This is a genomic window from Colwellia sp. BRX8-5 (assembly GCF_014077325.1).
In the GTDB taxonomy this organism is placed as follows: Bacteria; Pseudomonadota; Gammaproteobacteria; order Enterobacterales; family Alteromonadaceae; genus Colwellia_A.
In genome coordinates, this window is sequence record NZ_JACGVR010000001.1 from 51,610 (window position 1) to 70,799 (window position 19,190).

The window sequence follows — 19,190 nt, forward strand, 5'->3', positions numbered from 1 at the left end:
TTTATAAAATATCAATAATCATTGATTATGGGCACAAGATTATTCATCTGTGCAATTTGAAAAAAATTTCATAATGCAACGTAAATTTAAAGATAAATAAGTGGTGTGAAAATAATAGAAAAATTATTTTTTATAATTTATTGGTTTTAATGGCCTTAGTGATATTACCCGCATTGAAATATCCTTTGCCGTTACTAAGCCAATAGCCACGGGGTAACTGAACCGTCAACATGGGGTATTTTGCTTTAGGCCTTGTCGTCCTAGTCACACGCCGATTTAACTTTTAGTATTGATGATTTTTATCGCATCATTAATACTAAAAGCCCTATTTTTATGATGTTTTATTATTTTTATTCATCCAAAACGTAAGTTTTTGGTGGAGTTTATTGATATCAATGGGTTTAGCCAGGTAGTCGTTCATACCGGCACTTAAACACCTTTCTTTATCTCCTTTCATCGCATTGGCAGTCATAGCGATAATCGCAATATCTTGGTGCGCTTTCCCTGCCTCTCCGGCTCGGATAGCTTTAGTTGTTTGATAGCCATCCATTTCAGGCATCTGACAGTCCATCAAAATTAAATCGTAACTAGACGAGTTTAGTTTTTCTAGCGCGTGAATACCATTTACGGCTATGTCGGCGCTTAACGTTAATTTGGTTAGAATTTTAGTGGCAACAATTTGATTTATTCTGTTGTCTTCCACCAAAAGTATTTTTTTAAAGGATAAGTTAACCGGGTTAATTGCGATGTCTGGCTCAGCACTGTCAGTAATATCATTTTCTGGTTTTTGATAAACTAAATAAAAGGAAAAGCAGCTACCTTTATTTAAGGTGCTTTTTATATCTATATCTCCGGACATAAGTTCACATAACTGTTTTACAATCGTTAAACCTAAACCTGTACCGCCATATTTTCGAGTGGTTGAATTATCAGCTTGAGAAAATGGAGTGAAAATATTCTGCTGCTGTTCTTCTGAAAGGCCTATACCTGTGTCACTGACTTTACACGAGAAGTTAAGTTGTTCTTTATTTATTTCTGTCAGTTCAACTTCAAGGTCAATAGTGCCTTGTTCAGTAAACTTAATGGCATTACTTAGCAGATTAATCAGTATTTGTTTAAGTCTTGTAGGATCGCCAATAACGGTCTTTTGTGAAAGTGACATCGACCTAATGTTAAGTACTAATGATTTTTTTTCAGCAAGTGCATTCATTATTATGACGACTTCGTTAATAATATCAGTGACATTAAAATGAATACTTTCTATTGCTAGTTTTCCTGATTCAATTTTAGAGTAGTCTAAAATACTATTAATTAAGGTCAACAATGATTCAGAGCTCGAATTTACCAAATTAATATATTCTTTTTGTTCATCGTTTAGTGGCGTGTTAGATAATAAACTCAGCATACCCACCACACCATTCATCGGTGTTCTAATTTCGTGACTCATATTTGCTAAAAACATGCTTTTTGCTTTAGTTGCCTGTTCAGCCCTTTTTTGTGATAGAACCAGCTGTTGATTTAATTGTTGTGACTGTAGTAATAAATCATTGGTTTGTTTGTTTTTTAATTGAAATATAGTCGCCGATTTCATTAGATGACCTATCTCATCTTTGCGATTAACGTTAAGTTCAAGCTTTTCATTAATTATTTTATTTTCAGCAAGTGCATTAAATACTTGAGTTACTTTTTCTATTGGAAATATAAGTCTTTTCAAAATATAGACAGTAATAAGACTGGTCAGGAAAATACCAAGAATAAACATAATATTGCCACGAATAACAGACTCTTCAACTAGGGTGTTCAGCTGAGCGTTACTTGAATCAAGATGGGTTAAAGCAACTTCACTTAAATTTTTTGCTAAATATAAAAATTCGTTAGCAGAGCCAGACATAACCACATTGACTAAGTAATTATAATTTCGGGTTACTTGCGTCAACAAATTAAAGTCACTAGATAAAGCGGTTAATGTTGAAGTAAAGCCATCGATATTGAGTGGCGCTGCGGTACTTTCTACTTGGCTAAAAATAGACTGAAAGTTGGTAATATTCTCAGTATTAGGTCGTATAAAATATTGATAAGCCGAAAGTTGTAAGGCCGAAGTCAGATCTGCAAGTTTCTTGGTTGTTACATGAGTCGTTTGAATAGATTGGTTAAGATGAATACCATTAGAGACCTCATCGGTGATGGTATTTAGATGGCTTAGGTGAGTTACTATGGTTTTATTAAATAATTCACTTTTTTTATCGATGAGTAAGACAACCGAATCAAAGTTTTCTCGATAAGCTTTTAAGTGATCACGCATACTCTCTATCGCGACTTGCTGATCGGTGCCAATGTTATTTTTTTCGATAAAGAGCGAGGTTATAGCTAATTTCCCTGTTACCGAACTCATCATGTCATTTAATCGTTTTAATACTGAAGAAGCTTGATTTTCTTTATAAATAAGCACATTGCGCTGTAAATCTAAAACATCTTTCTCTAATGCTTTAACCTGAACGACTCCATCAACTATTTCTTGATTAGAGGCTAAGCCCGTTACTAATCGTTTTTGGTTCTGATACGAAACAGTCTCTTGGCCGATAAAAAGTAAAATAATGAGGGCGAGCGAAAGCATCAATTGTGTTTTTAAACTTCGAAACATTACTGGCACCCTTGAGTTTGAATGCTTATTATATTGGCATAAAAATTTGATTGTTTAAGCATTAATAAATTCATACCACTTTTGCAGGCTATAGTCATAGGTTGGCATAACAGTATTCCAAACAGCAACATTGCTAAATCGTTTTTCATAACTGCCCCCGCGACGAATATTTCCTTTATAAACAGATACTTTATTATCAGTACCTTTTAAGTCGATCGCGGCGGGTTTTCCGTCATACCAGTAATCCCACTCTTGCGGAGAAAGGTAGCGAGCAGTACGCTCAGGGTTTGAAATATAATAGCCTTGTCTGGCAATGTAAGCACCTGGCCAACCAGACAGCCACCAATTCATATAATCATAGGCTGCGTCTTTTACCTTGCCAGTTGTCGCCTTAGATAAACACATGACTCCGTGCCAACCGCGATAACCCTCTTTAGGTGCTGCGTAAGTTACCGGTACATTCATGCCGTTTAGTGAGGCTACAGCAGGAGAAAACATGCTTTCTATCACCACACGACCCGATTTCATAAATTGAATCGACTCAGGCACCGAAGTCCATAAACCACTGAAGTGACCTGCTTGTTTCAAGCCTATTAATATACCAAAAAGTTTGTCTAATTCTGGCTTGGTCATGGCGCCAATATTATTAAATGACATTAGATTCTTAGCTTGTGCGGCGAGAGCTAAGTCAAAAAGACCTATGGTCGGCGCATTGATAATACCGACACGGCCACTGTATTTTTCATCTAATAGCCAGCCCCAACTTTCAGTCTCGTAAGGTATGCCTTTTTTAATAAAGTCAGTGTTGTAGCCAAAAGAGTCAACATTATGCACATAGGGTAAGAAACTTAAATCGTTGGTATGGTTTTCGCCTAATTGATTGTTTTTTTGTACGTGTAATATTTTATAAGGTGCATCGCCGTCACCGAGTTTCGCCGACTGCGTTATTTTTCCTGTTTTACTTAGGTTATTAATTTCATCCCAATGGGTTATTCTTCTTTTGTCTATCGATTGAATAGCACCAGAGCGCCAAAGCACATTAATACTGTTTGACCATTGCTCATAGAGATCAAATGACTGAGGAAACATTGACGCTTTTTGTAAAACTGCAGCGCTACCTTTAGGCTCAAATATCAAATTTATCCCTAGGTCTTCCATCGCTTTTTGTCGTAATTCTTCTTGTAATGTTACATGCGTACCCAAAATGCGTAAGGTCACCTTATTGCGCGCAAATACATAGGGCGCTTTGGCAATGGCTATGGTTGCCGCGCCGCCTAAGGCTATTTTCTTAATCACGCTTCTACGAGACTTATCCATTTGATTTTTCGCATATAATTTATTTGATATATCGAGTATAGATAATTAATCAAAATAATCTATTACGAATAGCACAATATTTACTTTTTAGTTAAAAATTTAAGCTACGCTCGTTAAGTGATTTTTTACCGCTGTAATAAAGCTATTAATATCTGCTTTACTAATATCTAAGTGAGTTACCAAACGCATGTTTTCACTGGGGGATATTAGAATTTTTTTTGTTTTTAGCGCGTTAGCCATGGTATTAATATCGATAGAACTGTCGACTTTTACAAAGACCATATTAGTGGTGACTTGCTCTACATTAACAGTAAACCCGCTTATTTTATTAAGTTGCTCTGCCAAGTAATAAGCATTTTCGTGGTCAACTTTAAGTTTTTCAACATTTTCGGTTAACGCTATTTTAGCTGCTGCACAGAGAATACCGGCTTGACGCATTCCGCCACCCAGTACTTTTCGCCATCTTCTTGCCTGCTTTATGATTTGCGTTGAACCTAGTAGTAATGAGCCAATTGGTGCGCCTAAGCCTTTAGATAAACAAATCGACATGCTATCAAAATATTGGGCTATCTCAGTGATATCTACGTCTAATGCGGTCGCAGCGTTATATACGCGCGCGCCATCTAAATGCAAACTTAATTGATGCTTATTAACAAACTCGCGCAGTTCTGCTAAATAGTGTAGCGGCAGTACTTTACCATTTATGGTATTTTCAATGCTAACCAGTTTTGTGTGAGCAAAATGTGAATCATCGGGTTTAATCGCTTGGGCAAGCTTAATTAAGCAAAGGGTGCCATCTTTCTCATTTTCTATCGGTTGCGGTTGAATTGAACCTAGTACTGCCGCGCCACCACCTTCAAATTTGTAGTTGTGGGCTTGTTGGCCACACAAATACTCGTCGCCTCGCTGACAGTGTGCCATTAAGGCGAGTAGATTTGCTTGTGTCCCTGAGCTACAAAAGAGTGCAGCATCAAAGCCATGACGTTTGGCAGACCATTGCTCTAATTCATTTACTGTTGGGTCGTCACCATAAACATCATCACCAACCTCTGCCTGCGACATTGCATTGCGCATTTTCAAGGAGGGTCTTGTTACGGTGTCAGAGCGAAAATCAATCATGTTAAATCCAAGTAAAATATTAATAGCAAGAAAGTATAAACGGTTATGCCGCCCTAAATATAGGTAATTAACACCATTTTAAAAAAGACATACATTGATAATTTTTTTTATTAAATACCAGATAAAAATCAATCATATTAATCTTTAATTGATCGCTATAAAATCCTATTTTATATGAATATTTTCCTTGGAATAGTCATTGAACTAATATGACTTTATTGTCGTATATCTTAATATTATTCTTATTATCCATTAAATAGAGGTTTTTATGTTGTTAAAACGTACCACCATCTCAGTTGTTTTAGGCGCTATGCTTGCTAGCACAACGGTATTGGCAGAAACAATAACTTTTGCAGATTCTGTTTCAACGGTTGCAGATACCTTAGTTATCTTTCACACAAAAGAGGGGAAAAATAGTGATTTCTCTGCATTCGATAAGGAAAGTCAAGGTCACTTAAGTAGAGCTGTGAAAGCAGAAGATTTCAGCAGTGAGTACGGTAGCTTTTTACAAGTTGTTGCACCTTATGGTTTACATTATGAGCGTGTGTTAATTGTTGGAACAGGCCCACAAGCACAACTGAGTAAAGATAAGTTGACCGCTTTGGGCGGTAACTTATTGGCTAAGTTAGACACTAAATTAACTCAGGTTATTAAAGTATCAACTGATGATTTAGTGTCTAGCAATACTGCCGCATCTTTATTGGCACATGGTGTAAGTTTACGTGCTCATCGTTTTGAGCAGTATCACAATGAAAAGCGTAGTGAAAAAACGTTTATGTTTGATGTTGAAAATGGCAAGCAAGCTCAAGCAGCGTATGCCCCATTAGCTAATATCGAGCAAGGTGTCTTTTTAGCGCGAGATTTAACCAGTGAAGTTCCCACTGAGATGACACCTGTTGCTTTTGCTAATGCGGCAAAAGAGTTAAAAAAACTCGGTGTTGAAATAAAAGTGTTAACGCCTAAACAGATTAAAAAATTAGGTATGGGAGCACTTGAGGCTGTTGGCCGTGGTAGTAAAGAAGGGTCACGTTTAGTTGTTGCCCATTATCAAGGTAACGATGAGGCACCGATCGCTTTAGTGGGAAAAGGTATTACCTTTGACTCTGGTGGCTATAGCATTAAAACCGGCGCATCTATTGCCCGAATGAAGTCGGATATGGCCGGTGCAGCTGCAGCGTTAGGGACTATTAAGGGACTTGCTTTAAATAAAGCTAAAGTGAATGTTGTTGCTGTCATGGGGATGGCGGCTAATATGGTCTCTCAATTTTCTATAGCACCCGGTGATGTTGTTAAAACAGCAGAAGGGCTAACGGTTGAGGTGGTTAATACAGATGCAGAAGGGCGCTTGGTTTTATCTGATGCACTCTGGTATGCGCGTCAATACTACAAGCCAGAAATTATGATAGATTTAGCCACTTTAACGGGCTCAAAAGTTCGAGCATTAGGTGATCGTTATGCTGGTTTATTCTCAGATGACGAAGCGTTAGTTACCGAATTAACCTTTGCAGGTAAACAAGTGAATGAAAATTTATGGCGATTACCGCTAGGGTATAAAGATATGCTTGAAACGGACATTGCTGATTTAAAGAATACCGGTTCAGGTGGGCCAGGTGCAACCACAGCAGCTAGTTTTCTCCAGCACTTTGTTGGCGATGTTCGATGGGCTCATCTTGATATTGCCGGTAATGCGCTTAGCAGTAAAGCAAAAGATGAAGTACCCACCGGCGGTACAGGTTTTGGGGTGAGGTTATTGTCTGAATGGTTAATGACTAAAGAAAAATAGTACAGGGTTATTAACTGAGCAATACAAAAATTGACTTTATTGAAAATAGACGGAGTAGGTCGAGGGTTAGCCACTTACATCCGTCTATAATTAATCGGTAGTTAGGAGGTTATTTCTCACCGTTTAATATTTTTTCTAACGTTAAATCTGTTAATTTCATGGTACTTTTTACCACATAGAACATAATTGCAATTAGCATCACCATTGAAGGTACGGCAATCACGGGATAACTTAACAGTGTCATTTCGCCAAGTTGCTCATTAAACTCTACTGTGCCAGCGGGGCTAATAACAATCCATTTAGCTAATAGGTAATTCATAGTGGCAGAAAAAACAAAGGTTGAAGCTAAAAGATGATTTGCCCACTGAATTCTTGCTTTAAACTGATCAGTTTTGTTTTTGCTTGCTAGCGTTTGATAGATTAAATCTAAATTAAATAACAGTGGATTTAACAATATTTTAGCAATTAAGGGTTTTCCCCAAAAACCAGATATCAGCACAACTATGCCGATAACAGATGGAATGGCAGCTTCTTTGATAGCGAGCCATTCAACGTCCAGTTCAAATAAACCTATGCCACCCGTTAACAAGGTACTGAAAAATCCTAATAAGGAAATAAAATTCATCGACTTGTTTTTAATAAAATCATACAAGCCATAACCGAGTGGAAACAATAAGGCAAAAATTAAGGCCGGTACAGTGCCTAAATACTCATCTGTCGAAAGTTTCATTAAAATAATCGATGGAATAGCAATATTATATAGGAGTTCTAAAAAGGTATTCGGGCGTTTAACAGGTGTTTGAATTGGCATTATATTTCATATTTAGGCACAACTGACCATCGCCAGTTTATTTAAGTCTGCCGACATTTTATCTAATAATAGCTAAAATGTCATATTATAATCTGCTAGTGCTCGCAAGCTTTACATTTACTGGCAAGCACTATCCATTATTCACTCCAAGTGCTGTTAATTAATGTGGCCTTATCGATGTGATGTTCACTAAGTAATGCAGCTAATTCTGATTTACATGAACCACAGTTTGTGCCACATTTTAACCCCTCTCCTAATTGTTCAACAGAACTACAGCCGCCTTTAATTGCGCCTACAATGTCTTTTTCACCAATATTAAAACAGCTGCAAATTTGTTTACCTTTGGAGAACTCTTCACTTGAAGTCCCTGCGAGTAAAGATTTAATATTAGCTTCGCTTAGAGATGACTGACCAAAAGCATAATTAAGCCATGCGCTTTCAATACGGGGCTGTGTTGTTGACACATAACACAAGAAAACTAATTTATTGGCTTGTAAGCAAATAATGTAAGAGGTGCCTGCTTGGCTAAATTGGTGCCACTCACCAGATATATGGCTGCTTGTTTGACACCAATTTAAAAGGTCACTTTCAAGTTCAATATTAGCAAATTGATAACTAAGGCCATAATGGGTGCGTGCTTTATTCCAAAAGTCATTACTCATTTGGCATTGCACGATAAATTCTTCGCTAAGATGAAGTTGACCAAACTGGACAAAGTCTGTTTTGCTTAATGCGATCGCGCCATGCTTCATTTCAGGTTGACCAGAAAACGGGTCGGTAATGCTCTCATATAAGTTGTTAACATTTGCGCTAGACGCAAATTGCTTATTCCAATGAATAGGCATAAAACATTCATTAGAACGCTGGTTTTTATCTAACTTTGCATGCACTTTTGCTTGCCCAGTGTTTGATGCAATATTGACTATCTCATCATCTACTATGCTTAATCTCGCCGCGTCATCAGGATTAATATAAAGGTAACATTTATCGGTATGAGCGGTGAGCTGAGGGGATTTGCCTGTTCGAGACATCGTATGCCATTGATCTCTTAATCGACCACTGTTTAACCTAAAGGGAAATTTAGCGGATAATTTTTGAGTTGGCTGGCGTGGCGTAATAGGAAAAAAGACAGCTTTACCTGAAGGGGTAGAAAAATTACCCTCTTCATAAACACGTTTTTTACCTTCAGGATAGGTATCATTAACTGGCCATTGTAGAGGCTTTAAACGGTTATACTGTTTTGGAGTAATGGCTGAAAATGCAGAGATATCAAAGACTCGTTTGCAATTGTTTTCAAAACCTGACAGTTGAGCGAACTCTCTAAATACCTCACTAACGTGTGAATAGTTAAAGCCTGAAAAACCCATGGCCGTGGCAACGTCCGCAATAATTTGCCAGTCGTGCTTTGCTTGTCCGCTCGGAGCTATAGCATTAGTTTGGCGCGAAATTCGGCGCTCTGAGTTGGTAACGGTACCGTTTTTTTCTAGCCATGGCGTTGCCGGTAGTTTTACATCAGCAAAGTCTAACGTATCATTGTTTTCAGCACAGTCTGAGACCACAACATATTCACATTTATTTAATGCTTGGGCTATTTTTTTAACGTTGGGCAAGCTTACCATCGGGTTAGTTGCCATTATCCAGACCGCTTTTATTTTACCTTCATCGATAGCGTCAAACAGATCAACCGCCTTATAACCTGCTTTAACAGCGATAGTGGGGGATTGCCAAAAACGTTGCACTGTTGAGCGGTGTTCAGGGTTTTCAATATCCATATGAGCGGCTAATTGATTAGACAAACCTCCCACTTCTCTACCGCCCATAGCGTTGGGTTGACCTGTGATAGAAAAAGGCCCACAACCGTCTTTGGCTATTTTTCCGGTGGCTAAATGACAATTAATAATGCTTTGACACTTATCAGTGCCTGAGTTTGACTGGTTGATGCCCATTGAATAAAAGCTGAGTACTTTTTCAGTGTCGGCAAATAATTGATAGACACTGGCAAGGGTTTGTTGGTCAAGATCGCAATAGGCTGATACTTCAGCGAGTGACCATTTTTTTGCTGCTAATAAAGCTTGTTCGAAACCTTGGGTATGCTGTGCAATATAGTCATTATTTAAGCCATTGTTAGCGCTTAAGTAGTTTAAAAGACCGTTAAAAAATGCGGCGTCAGTGCCTGGCTTTATCGGTAAAAAATAATCAGCTATTTGACAGGTTGCGGTTTTACGCGGGTCAATAACCACAATTTTCATCGCTGGATTACGTTTTTTAGCACGTTCAATACGTTGAAATAATACCGGATGGGTCCAAGCGGCATTAGAGCCGGTAACTAATAAAAGCTCTGTACTGTCTAAATCGTCATAGCTACATGGTACAACGTCCTCACCGAAACTGCGCTTATAAGCGGCAACCGCTGAAGACATGCAAAGGCGTGAATTGGTATCTATATTGGCTGAACCTATATAGCCTTTCATTAATTTATTCGCCAGATAATAATCTTCAGTCAGTAGCTGTCCTGAGACATAAAAAGCCACGGCATCAGCGCCATGCTCTTTAATAATTTGTGTAAATTTATCGGCAACATGATTTGTCGCTGTTGACCAATCAACCGTTTTATTATTTATTTGTGGCTCAAGTAAGCGGTTGGTTAAATCTGTGGTGGCTAATAAATTGGTACCTTTAACACACAGTTGTCCAAAGTTGGCTGGGTGCTCTATGGTGCCGACTAATGCACTGGCCTTGCCATTGTTAACCGTAATATCAATACCACAACCTACACCACAGTATGCACAAGTTGATTGAACAATATGTGATGATTGAGAACAACTCATAAAATTTACCTTTAAAACAGAGAATGATATACAGCCCGCTTTATATGGGATGTTTTGTTTATTTATTTATGTTCGAATTTTATTCGATGACATTTATACAAATATCTTGTTTAACTTTCACAGCACGGCTTGCAAATTCTGCCTCAGCCAGACTTTTCAATAAAGCGCTACAACCGCCACATCCGCTACTGGCTTTAGTACAAATTTTAATATCATCTAGGGTATAAGCTCCTTGATCGATTGAGCTGATAATATTGCTTTTTGTGACCTGATGACATGAACAAATAATCGCGCTATCAGGTAGTGCACCAACGTCTAATGTTGGCTTTTCACCTGATGAAGGCAATATCAGCGTTTCTGGTGATTCAGGTAAATCTATGGCATTAAGCATATATTGCAATAACGTGTCGTATTCACGGGTATCACCAATTAATACTGCGCCAAGCATTTTGCTTTTGTCACTAGAGATAACAATTTTCTTGTAAACGCCAGCCGGTTGATTTTGATAGGTATAGGTTATTGCCCCGGTTGTTTTTGCGTGAGCGTCACCTATTGAGCCTACTTCAACACCCATGAGTTTCAATTTGGTACTCATATCGGCACCGGTAAACAAGGTTTGTTCACCCATAATATGTTTTGCCGCCACTTTGGCCATCTGATAACCCGGCGCCACTAAACCAAAAATAAAGTTGTTCCAGAGGGCACATTCACCAATAGCATAGATATTTTCATCTGAGGTTTGGCAGTGGTTATTAATCACAATACCGCCTCGTTCCCCCATTTCAAGTGCGAATGATTTAGCTAGATTGTCATAAGGGCGAATACCAGCGGAGAATAAAATAAGGTCAGCTTCTAGCTCGGTATTATCACTAAAACAAAGCTTGTAACGACAGGTTTTGCCGTCTTCAATTACGCTGGTGGCTTTTGATGTATGCACCTCAACACCCAAAGCTTCAATTTTTTCTTTTAATAAGCGACCGCCACCAGCATCAATTTGCACCCCCATTAATTGTGGCGCAAATTCAACGACATGGGTTTTTAAGCCTAAGTGGCTTAGCGCATTTGCAGCTTCAAGGCCGAGTAAACCACCGCCGATAACCACCCCCACTTTACTGACCTTTGCGCTGGCCTGAATCTTATCTAAGTCATCTATGGTGCGATAAACCAAACAATGCTCGCGGTCTTTTCCTGGAATAGGCGGTACAAAAGGATAAGAGCCAGTGGCTAAGATGAGTTTGTCATAAGCGATAACTTGGCCGTTTTGCGTGACAACATGCTTATTGCTGCGGTCGATATCAACAACTTTGGCATTAGTTTGAAAATTTACCGTCCAATCTTGGTAAGTTTTTTCGTCAGCCATGGCCAGATCTGCCGCTGTTTTACCGCTAAAGTATGTTGAAAGGTGAACACGGTCATAAGCAAGGCGAGGCTCTGCTGACAAAACGGTTATCTCAATGGCTTGAGCAGCTGTGTTCATTTGAGCCAATTGCTCAACAAAATGGTGACCGACCATGCCGTTACCGACCACGACAACTTTTTGTTTCTCTATGATTTGTTGGTTACTTGAGCTAATTTTATTTACCTGCTGCAATAGTGATATGGGTTTACAATTTGTGATAACGCTTAACAAACCTGTAGAGCGTTATCATTATAAGTGTGTTTGGAGAGCTAAAAATTTGCACTTACCCAAAGCCAAATTTTATCTGTATCAACTTTACCTGCAGTAGAATCGCCTGCTGAGTAAGCCGCATATTTTAAGCCTGCCTTATAATTCTTAGCGAATTTTTTCGCGTAAACGGCATTAATTTCGCTGCCTAAATCATCAACCGTATTGGTTGATTCATCAGCAGAATAATCATGAATTGTCACTGTCCAACCGCCGCCGAATGCTTTACCTGACACAGAGGCATAAAGATCAACCAAGCCTTCTTTTGGTGTGCCTAAAAACTGATCTGTCCAACCATTGAATTTATGCAGTGTCGCCAGGGGTGTTGAAAACCCAACCATTGAATCATCACTGCCTAGAACTTCTGCACCTAATTTAAGAGTTACAGCATCAAAGCTATAGCCGCCTTCTATGGCCATATAGCTTGCAGAGTAGTCAGTTGCACCGCTTTCTGAATCTTGAGTAGCAAATTCGGCTGAATATGAAAACTTGTCTTTTTTACCGTTAAAACTCACCCCGAAAGTATCTAAGCTATTAGCTGTTCCTTCATCAACTTCTAAGAGATAGCTGTAAACGGTTAGTTTGCCATAACTCGTTTTGTAGGCGAGGTTAAGTAAATGGTCTTTTGCATTAAAATCTTTTTCATTGGAAAAAATACGATTACGTTTATTAATGTAGCTATAGCTCATTTTTACATTGTCTAATGCGTCATAAGTTATGGTCGCGGCATCAAATGTTTGTCTATCTTGACGCCATCCTACATGCCCAACATAACGATGATTATCTAAGGTCAGTACTTGGCGACCGACTTTAGCGGTGATCCCATCTTTTTTGTATTGCACATAAGCTTGGTCTAATTCAGTCGTTTCTGGATCGGCAATAACAGAATATTCAGTATTATTGCCCACGGCATCGTTATACCTGTTAATACCCGCTACTTGGCGTGAGTCTTCAAATTCAACAACTGCGGTAAAATTATTGTAGCTAGCACTGGTGTAATTTAGACGAGTTCTTAGCGTTAACGCTGAGGCATCTTTTTTGGTATTGTCTTGATCAACTTTTTCATATCGCAAGTTTAAATCTATACTGGCTTTAGCTTTAGTCTCGCTATTTGCGGTTGCTGAAGCACTGGCACTTGCTAACAAAACCACTGCCGTAATTTTTGAGAATGTATGAACGTTTTTCATGGTTTATCCCTTAAAGTTTTTTTAAATTATTTTTATAATTTTTCAATTTAGCGAAATGTATTAAGCAACACTGGACGTCTTTTGTTTTACTTGAGCTTTTTCAGTTGATTTAGCCGATTTAGCTGTGGGAATAACTTCAACCTTTCTTTGTTTTTCATACAAAAAAGTTAAAACAGCTGAGCGTAAACGGTTATATTCAACATCTTCTGCTAGCGCTAAACGGTTTCTTGGATGAGGTAAGTTGACGTCTAATATTTCGCCTATTGTCGCGGCTGGCCCGTTGGTCATCATGACAATGCGATCTGATAATAAAACAGCTTCATCTACGTCATGGGTGATCATGATGACGGTGTTGTTAAGCTTTTGCTGAATTTCCATTAATGAGTCTTGCATATGAGCTCGCGTTAAAGCGTCGAGCGCACCAAAAGGTTCATCCATCAAAAGTACTTCTGGTTTCATTGCTAAAGCTCTGGCAATACCAATACGTTGTTTCATACCGCCTGAAATTTCATCAGGACGCTTGTCTTTTGCATGATCCATATGAACTAAACGTAAGTTATGTTCGATCCATTCTTTCATTTCGCTTGAAGACATTTTATTTTTGAAGACTTGTTTTACCGCTAACTCAATATTTTGATAGGCGGTTAACCAAGGCAATAATGAATGGTTTTGAAAAACAACAGCACGTTCAGGGCCGGGTTCTGTTACTTCTTTGTTATTTAATAATACGCCACCTAATGTTGCTCTGTGCAAACAGGCAACAATATTCAATACGGTTGATTTACCACAACCTGAATGACCTATAAGTGAAATGAATTCACCTTTTTTTATTTGTAAATCAACACCCTTTAACGCGGTAAAATCACCTTTAGGGGTTGGAAATACCATATCTACTTTGCTGATGTCTAAAATAATGCTCATGTGATTTCCTTAATCCTATATTGGCTAAAGTTGTGCGCTTGATTTGTCCCAAGACAATATTCTTTGCAGTTGCAGCATGGTTCTATCAAGCATGTAGCCAATAAGGCCTATGGTTAATACTGCGGTCATAATGCGACTAAGAGATTGTGAGCTGCCGTTTTGGAATTCATCCCAAACGAACTTTCCTAACCCTGGATTTTGTGCCAGCATTTCAGCCGCAATAAGTACCATCCAAGCAATACCTAATGACATTCTCATGCCAGTAAAAATGGCAGGAATGGAAGCAGGTAAAACAATTTTTTGAATATGCACGTGTTTAGGCAGGCTTAATACTTTACTGACATTCACCCAGTCTTGATTTATTGAAGCCACACCAAAAGAAGTGTTGATGACCATAGGCCAAAGACTACATAAAGTTACTGTGATTAAAGAGGTGATAAAAGATTTAGCAAACATAGGATCAGGAGATACATAAAGTGCACTGACTACCATGGTTACTATCGGTAGCCAAGCCAAAGGAGATACGGGTTTAAAAATTTGTATAATAGGGTTTATTGCCGTATTTAAATTTTTACTTAAACCAATGGCAATACCTAAGGGAATAGCAACAACAGCAGCCACTAAAAAGCCACTAATTACCGTCACTAAACTGGTGAATATTTGGTCTAAAAATGTTTCTTTACCGGTATAAACTCGTATTTTAGCTTGATAGCTTGGATCTTTTGCCATTCGCACTTTATTTCGTTCGTCCTGGCGAATATAAAAAGCATCTTCTTTGGCGCGTTCAGCATTATGTTCATCAATTAAATTAACTACTTGAGTAGCCACTGCACTGGGGCCAGGGAATTTTCCGAGCGAAGTATCAATGCTACTTGCCGTAAACGACCATAGCAGCATAAAACAGAAGATACCGGCCATAGGTAATATCAACGCTTGTGCCTTTTCTGAAATAAAGGACCCGATTATTTTGTTATTGCTCATTGGCACAATACCTAATGTTTTTTTATTAATTACAGCAGTCATTTTTGCTCTCCTTTATGCGCTGCCAGTTAATGGACAGCGCATAACTACTCAGTAAAGTACTGGCTAAAATACGACAAGGTTCTAAAGTTTGTCACCGGCTTTTAGGCCAATTTTAAACTTGTTTATATAGGCGTTTGGTTGAGTACCGTCATAAACAATGTTGTCAATAAAGTGTTTTTGAGGAGCACGGAAACCGTCTTCACCGACTAAGTCTGAAAAGTCGCTTTTAGACAATAACTTGTCATCAACTAATGATTGCGCTGCAGCCATGTAAATATCAGGACGATAAACTTGTGCGGCAATATCTTTGTACCAACTATCAGGTTTGTCATCGCTAATTTGTCCCCAACGACGCATTTGTGTTAAATACCAAATAGCATCAGAGTAGTAAGGATAAGTGGCGTTGTAGCGAAAGAATACGTTGAAGTCAGGTACTGAACGCACATCGCCTTTTTCGTACTCGAAAGTCCCTGTCATGCTGTTTGCGATAACGTCGTAATCAGCACCAACATAGTTCGATTGAGATAAAATTTTCACTGCTTCTGGACGGTTAGCATTATTGTTTTCGTCTAACCATTTAGCGGCACGAATCAATGCGCGTGTTAAACGAATGGTGGTATTTGGGTATTTTTCAGCAAAGGCTTTAGTAATACCAAATACTTTTTCCGGGTTGTTCTTCCAAATTTCATAATCGGTAACGACCGGCACACCAATGCCTTTAAATACGGCTTGTTGGTTCCAAGGTTCACCTACACAATAACCATAAATAGTGCCGGCTTCCATTGTGGCTGGCATTTGTGGAGGAGGCGTTACTGACAACAGCACTTGTGCGTCAATCTTTCCTGATGTATCACCTTTATGAGGAGCGTAAAATCCAGGATGAATATCACCAGCCGCTAACCAATAGCGTAACTCGTAGTTATGTGTCGACACTGGAAACACCATACCCATGTTGAAAGGTTTGCCTTCATCAAGATACTTTTCTACAACAGGCTTTAAGGCATCAGCTTTAATAGGATGAACAGGTCTTCCATCGGCTTGCTTAGGAATATTGACCTTCATTTGCTTCCAAATTTCATTAGAAACAGTAATCGCATTGCCATTTAAGTCCATTGAAAAAGGCGTGATGATTTCAGCTTTAGTCCCGTAACCAATCGTTGCTGCAATGGGTTGGCCAGCAAGCATGTGAGCACCGTCTAATCGACCATCTATAACGCCATCAAGTAATACTTTCCAGTTAGCTTGAGATTCAATCGTGACGTATAAGCCTTCATCTTCAAAAAATCCTTTCTCATAAGCAATAGCGATAGGGGCCATATCGGTTAATTTAATAAAACCAAATTTAAGTTCTTCTTTTTCTGGGTAGCCTAGCTCTGCTGCTTGCAAAGACGAAGTCAGTAGGGAGCCAGAAATACATAGTCCTGCAATAACAGTACGGCATAATTTTTTACATTCATTTTTTAAAGTCGTTTTCAAAATACCTTTCTCCAAATAAAAAAAGCCCACAGTACTTCGGATACAATCCGAGTACTGTGGGCTTCAATGCCAAACTAATAATGACTACGTCGTTGCAGTGCGATTAGTTTTAACGAAATAAGTTTTGAGTCAATTTTCACTTTATCGTTAAAACAACCGCTGTTGATTGAATTAACATGAAAACGCTATTAACTATAAAGCACAATTAGTGCCACCTATTAATTGTATTTAAAATCAGTAACTTACTTTGCTTTATGTTTTTTGATTAAATACTTTGCTCCAACAGTGAGAAGTATTTGCACTATTTTGGTGTCTATAGGCCTGTAGGCAGATACTTCATTTTAATAAAGGCTCTACTTATTCTTATATATTACAGCTTGATAAATATCTTCCCTGTAGATCGAAGTAATGTCTAGATCCGTTATTTGTTGTCTGTTTATGTGTCCACACGCTTGCATTAATTTGGCAATGTTTTCACCGTAATGATGTGCTGGCCTATTGAATGTGGGATCACCTAATGTCGAAAATTGTTGATAGCTTTCTACTTTACGAGGTGATGTATTGTTAAGGGTTAGGCAACTCCCCATTAATGAAGGCGCAATTACGTCGATATGTGTGTCTAAATACTTTGCACGACTCAAGAACCTCGCTGCTTCAAAGCGATTGGGAATATTTTCAAGCCATTGGCATGCTTCATATAAAGCAGATACTAAAGCAAATGTTGTTTCTGGGTGCTTAACTTGCCAATCAGACATTAATCCAAGCACCTTCTCAGGTGAATCTTCCCATAAGTCAGAAGAAGTAACACCTGTGATGCCAACACCTTCTCTAACCGCTTTAGCATTCCAAGGACTACCGACACAAAAGCCATCAAGATCCCCTGAATGCATAGATGGCACCATGTTTGAAGGAGGTACAATTAATAAATTAATGTCTGATGGATCGATATCACTATTCTTTAGCCATTCAACAAGTTGATAATGATGACAGCTATAAGGAAAAACGACAGCGAAGGTTAATTTATTACCTTCTTTTTTTCGTTGCTCTATTTCATGTCTCAATATATTGGCCGAAAATGGCATACTGATCTCATTGGTATTGTGTTGTAATAATATTTTTTGGTAGAGTTTAGTCGATAACGTGATGCCATTACCGTTACGACTCAATATCATTGGGGCAATCACGGTTGACTTTTGTCCGTGTAAACCTAAGTTACAGGCAATGGGCATAGGGGCTAACATTTGGGCGGCGTCAATAACTCCGCTATGCAATTTATCTCTTAATGTGGCCCAAGAATTTTGTTTTGTTAGGTTTACGTTAAGCCCCCATTTTTCGAAAAATCCCATTTCATGAGCAATGACTAAGGGGGCACTATCTGTTAATGGCATAAAGCCAAGGGTTATATTTTTTTTTTCAATATTAAACATAATTGATATTCTCTACAATTCTTTAAAACGTCTTTAAATATCTAAAAAATGCTAGCAACAGAAAGGATGTTTTTGGCAACATCATCCATTTTCTGGCTGTTATCCATCGCTATTTTTCGAATGAAGTGATACGCATCTATTTCAGACAGTTGTTTTGTTTCCATTAACCAACGTTTAGCTTTATCGATACTTTTCTGGCTAGACAATTTTTGTTTAGTGTCAGCAAGTTCTTGTTTTAGTCCTTGAAAAAGCTCAAATCTCGCAATAGCCACATCAATAATTGACTTCACTCTTGTTTGGTTAACTTCCCCTACCACATAAGCACTAACCCCTGATTTGACCATCTGATTAATGGTAGTATTGGCACATTGTTGTTCTGAAAAAACTACGATAGGTTTTGGGGCGAATTGAGAAATTTTATTGAGGTTTTCAAGCATATCTCTGTTTGGAGATTCTATATCAATAATGATAACGTCTGGGTTTAGCTGTTTAACATCTCTTAATAAAGGTACGCCAGAATGAGCAACATGATAGATATCATATTGCTCATTTATCAGTACGCTCATTAATACCTTTGCTTTTGCATGGTTTATTTCAGCAAGCAATACTTTTAATCCTGATGGAACATCCTGATATATCGTATTTTTATTAGGTAAAGACAAGGTTTTATTTTTCAATTTATTCAAATTAAAATTAAGAATTAAGTATATTTAAAATATTAAAGCACAATTCACACCAGAAGTTTAATTACATTTATATCAATTGGTTAGGATTGTCCTTTGATTTTTTATACTCGTTTTTATTAGTTTGTGATGCAAAGGTGCACCAAAATAACCTCTTCTAGGATTGAACTGTTTAAACACCTTAGCATGTAGAATTGGGATAATTAATCTTCGCGTATGCAGACTTTTTTTTAGCAGATGCTAAGTGAGTCATATTAGGCTTAAATTTAATGATGAATGGTAAAAAATAAAAATCCCAGCACCGTTAA

At 38.2% G+C, this 19,190-nt stretch carries 12 protein-coding genes and 1 pseudogene; 1 reads left to right on the forward strand and 12 read right to left on the reverse strand.

Features of this window, described 5'->3' with window-relative positions:
- Positions 1–331 precede the first annotated feature (331 nt).
- The 3 genes from H4J62_RS00235 to ltaE form a co-directional block, all read right to left on the reverse strand.
- Positions 332–2,641, reverse strand: a complete 2,310-nt coding sequence (locus H4J62_RS00235; protein WP_182213399.1) for an ATP-binding protein — start codon at positions 2,639–2,641, stop codon at positions 332–334.
- Positions 2,642–2,695: 54 nt separating this feature from the next.
- Positions 2,696–3,958 (reverse strand): PotD/PotF family extracellular solute-binding protein, encoded by a 1,263-nt coding sequence (locus tag H4J62_RS00240; protein ID WP_182213400.1) that lies wholly within the window; start codon positions 3,956–3,958, stop codon positions 2,696–2,698.
- A gap of 99 nt (positions 3,959–4,057) precedes the next feature.
- The gene (gene ltaE / locus H4J62_RS00245; RefSeq protein ID WP_182213401.1) at positions 4,058–5,077 is read right to left on the reverse strand and encodes a low-specificity L-threonine aldolase; all 1,020 of its coding nucleotides are present in this window, start codon (positions 5,075–5,077) and stop codon (positions 4,058–4,060) included.
- Positions 5,078–5,345: 268 nt separating this feature from the next.
- On the opposite strand from ltaE, the gene H4J62_RS00250 reads away from it, so the two are divergent.
- Positions 5,346–6,860, forward strand: coding sequence for a leucyl aminopeptidase (locus H4J62_RS00250; protein ID WP_404842389.1), 1,515 nt, complete (start codon positions 5,346–5,348; stop codon positions 6,858–6,860).
- A gap of 109 nt (positions 6,861–6,969) precedes the next feature.
- Here the strand turns inward: H4J62_RS00250 and H4J62_RS00255 are convergent, their stop codons facing one another.
- The 9 genes and pseudogenes from H4J62_RS00255 to H4J62_RS00295 form a co-directional block, all read right to left on the reverse strand.
- Positions 6,970–7,671, reverse strand: a complete 702-nt coding sequence (locus H4J62_RS00255) for a VC0807 family protein (protein ID WP_182213403.1) — start codon at positions 7,669–7,671, stop codon at positions 6,970–6,972.
- 137 nt (positions 7,672–7,808) lie between these two features.
- On the reverse strand, positions 7,809–10,499 hold the full coding sequence (locus tag H4J62_RS00260) for a nitrate reductase (protein WP_182213404.1): 2,691 nt from the start codon (positions 10,497–10,499) through the stop codon (positions 7,809–7,811).
- A 97-nt stretch (positions 10,500–10,596) separates the two neighbouring features.
- A pseudogene (nirB, locus tag H4J62_RS00265) lies at positions 10,597–12,051 on the reverse strand (nitrite reductase large subunit NirB); the annotation flags it as partial.
- 116 nt (positions 12,052–12,167) lie between these two features.
- Positions 12,168–13,352, reverse strand: a complete 1,185-nt coding sequence (locus H4J62_RS00270) for an alginate export family protein (protein WP_182213406.1) — start codon at positions 13,350–13,352, stop codon at positions 12,168–12,170.
- A gap of 60 nt (positions 13,353–13,412) precedes the next feature.
- Entirely contained in the window at positions 13,413–14,273 is an 861-nt protein-coding gene (locus tag H4J62_RS00275; RefSeq protein ID WP_182213408.1) for an ABC transporter ATP-binding protein, read from the reverse strand.
- Between the two features lie 24 nt (positions 14,274–14,297).
- Positions 14,298–15,254: an ABC transporter permease gene (locus tag H4J62_RS00280; RefSeq protein ID WP_259364858.1), complete on the reverse strand. Its 957-nt coding sequence runs from the start codon at positions 15,252–15,254 to the stop codon at positions 14,298–14,300.
- A 123-nt stretch (positions 15,255–15,377) separates the two neighbouring features.
- On the reverse strand, positions 15,378–16,724 hold the full coding sequence (locus tag H4J62_RS00285) for a CmpA/NrtA family ABC transporter substrate-binding protein (RefSeq protein WP_182213585.1): 1,347 nt from the start codon (positions 16,722–16,724) through the stop codon (positions 15,378–15,380).
- 401 nt (positions 16,725–17,125) lie between these two features.
- A complete protein-coding gene (locus H4J62_RS00290; RefSeq protein ID WP_182213412.1) occupies positions 17,126–18,199 on the reverse strand; it encodes a CmpA/NrtA family ABC transporter substrate-binding protein in 1,074 nt (357 codons plus the stop codon).
- A 41-nt stretch (positions 18,200–18,240) separates the two neighbouring features.
- Positions 18,241–18,876 carry an ANTAR domain-containing response regulator gene (locus tag H4J62_RS00295; protein WP_259366313.1) on the reverse strand — a complete coding sequence of 212 codons (636 nt, stop codon included), beginning with the start codon at positions 18,874–18,876 and terminating at the stop codon, positions 18,241–18,243.
- Positions 18,877–19,190 lie beyond the last annotated feature (314 nt).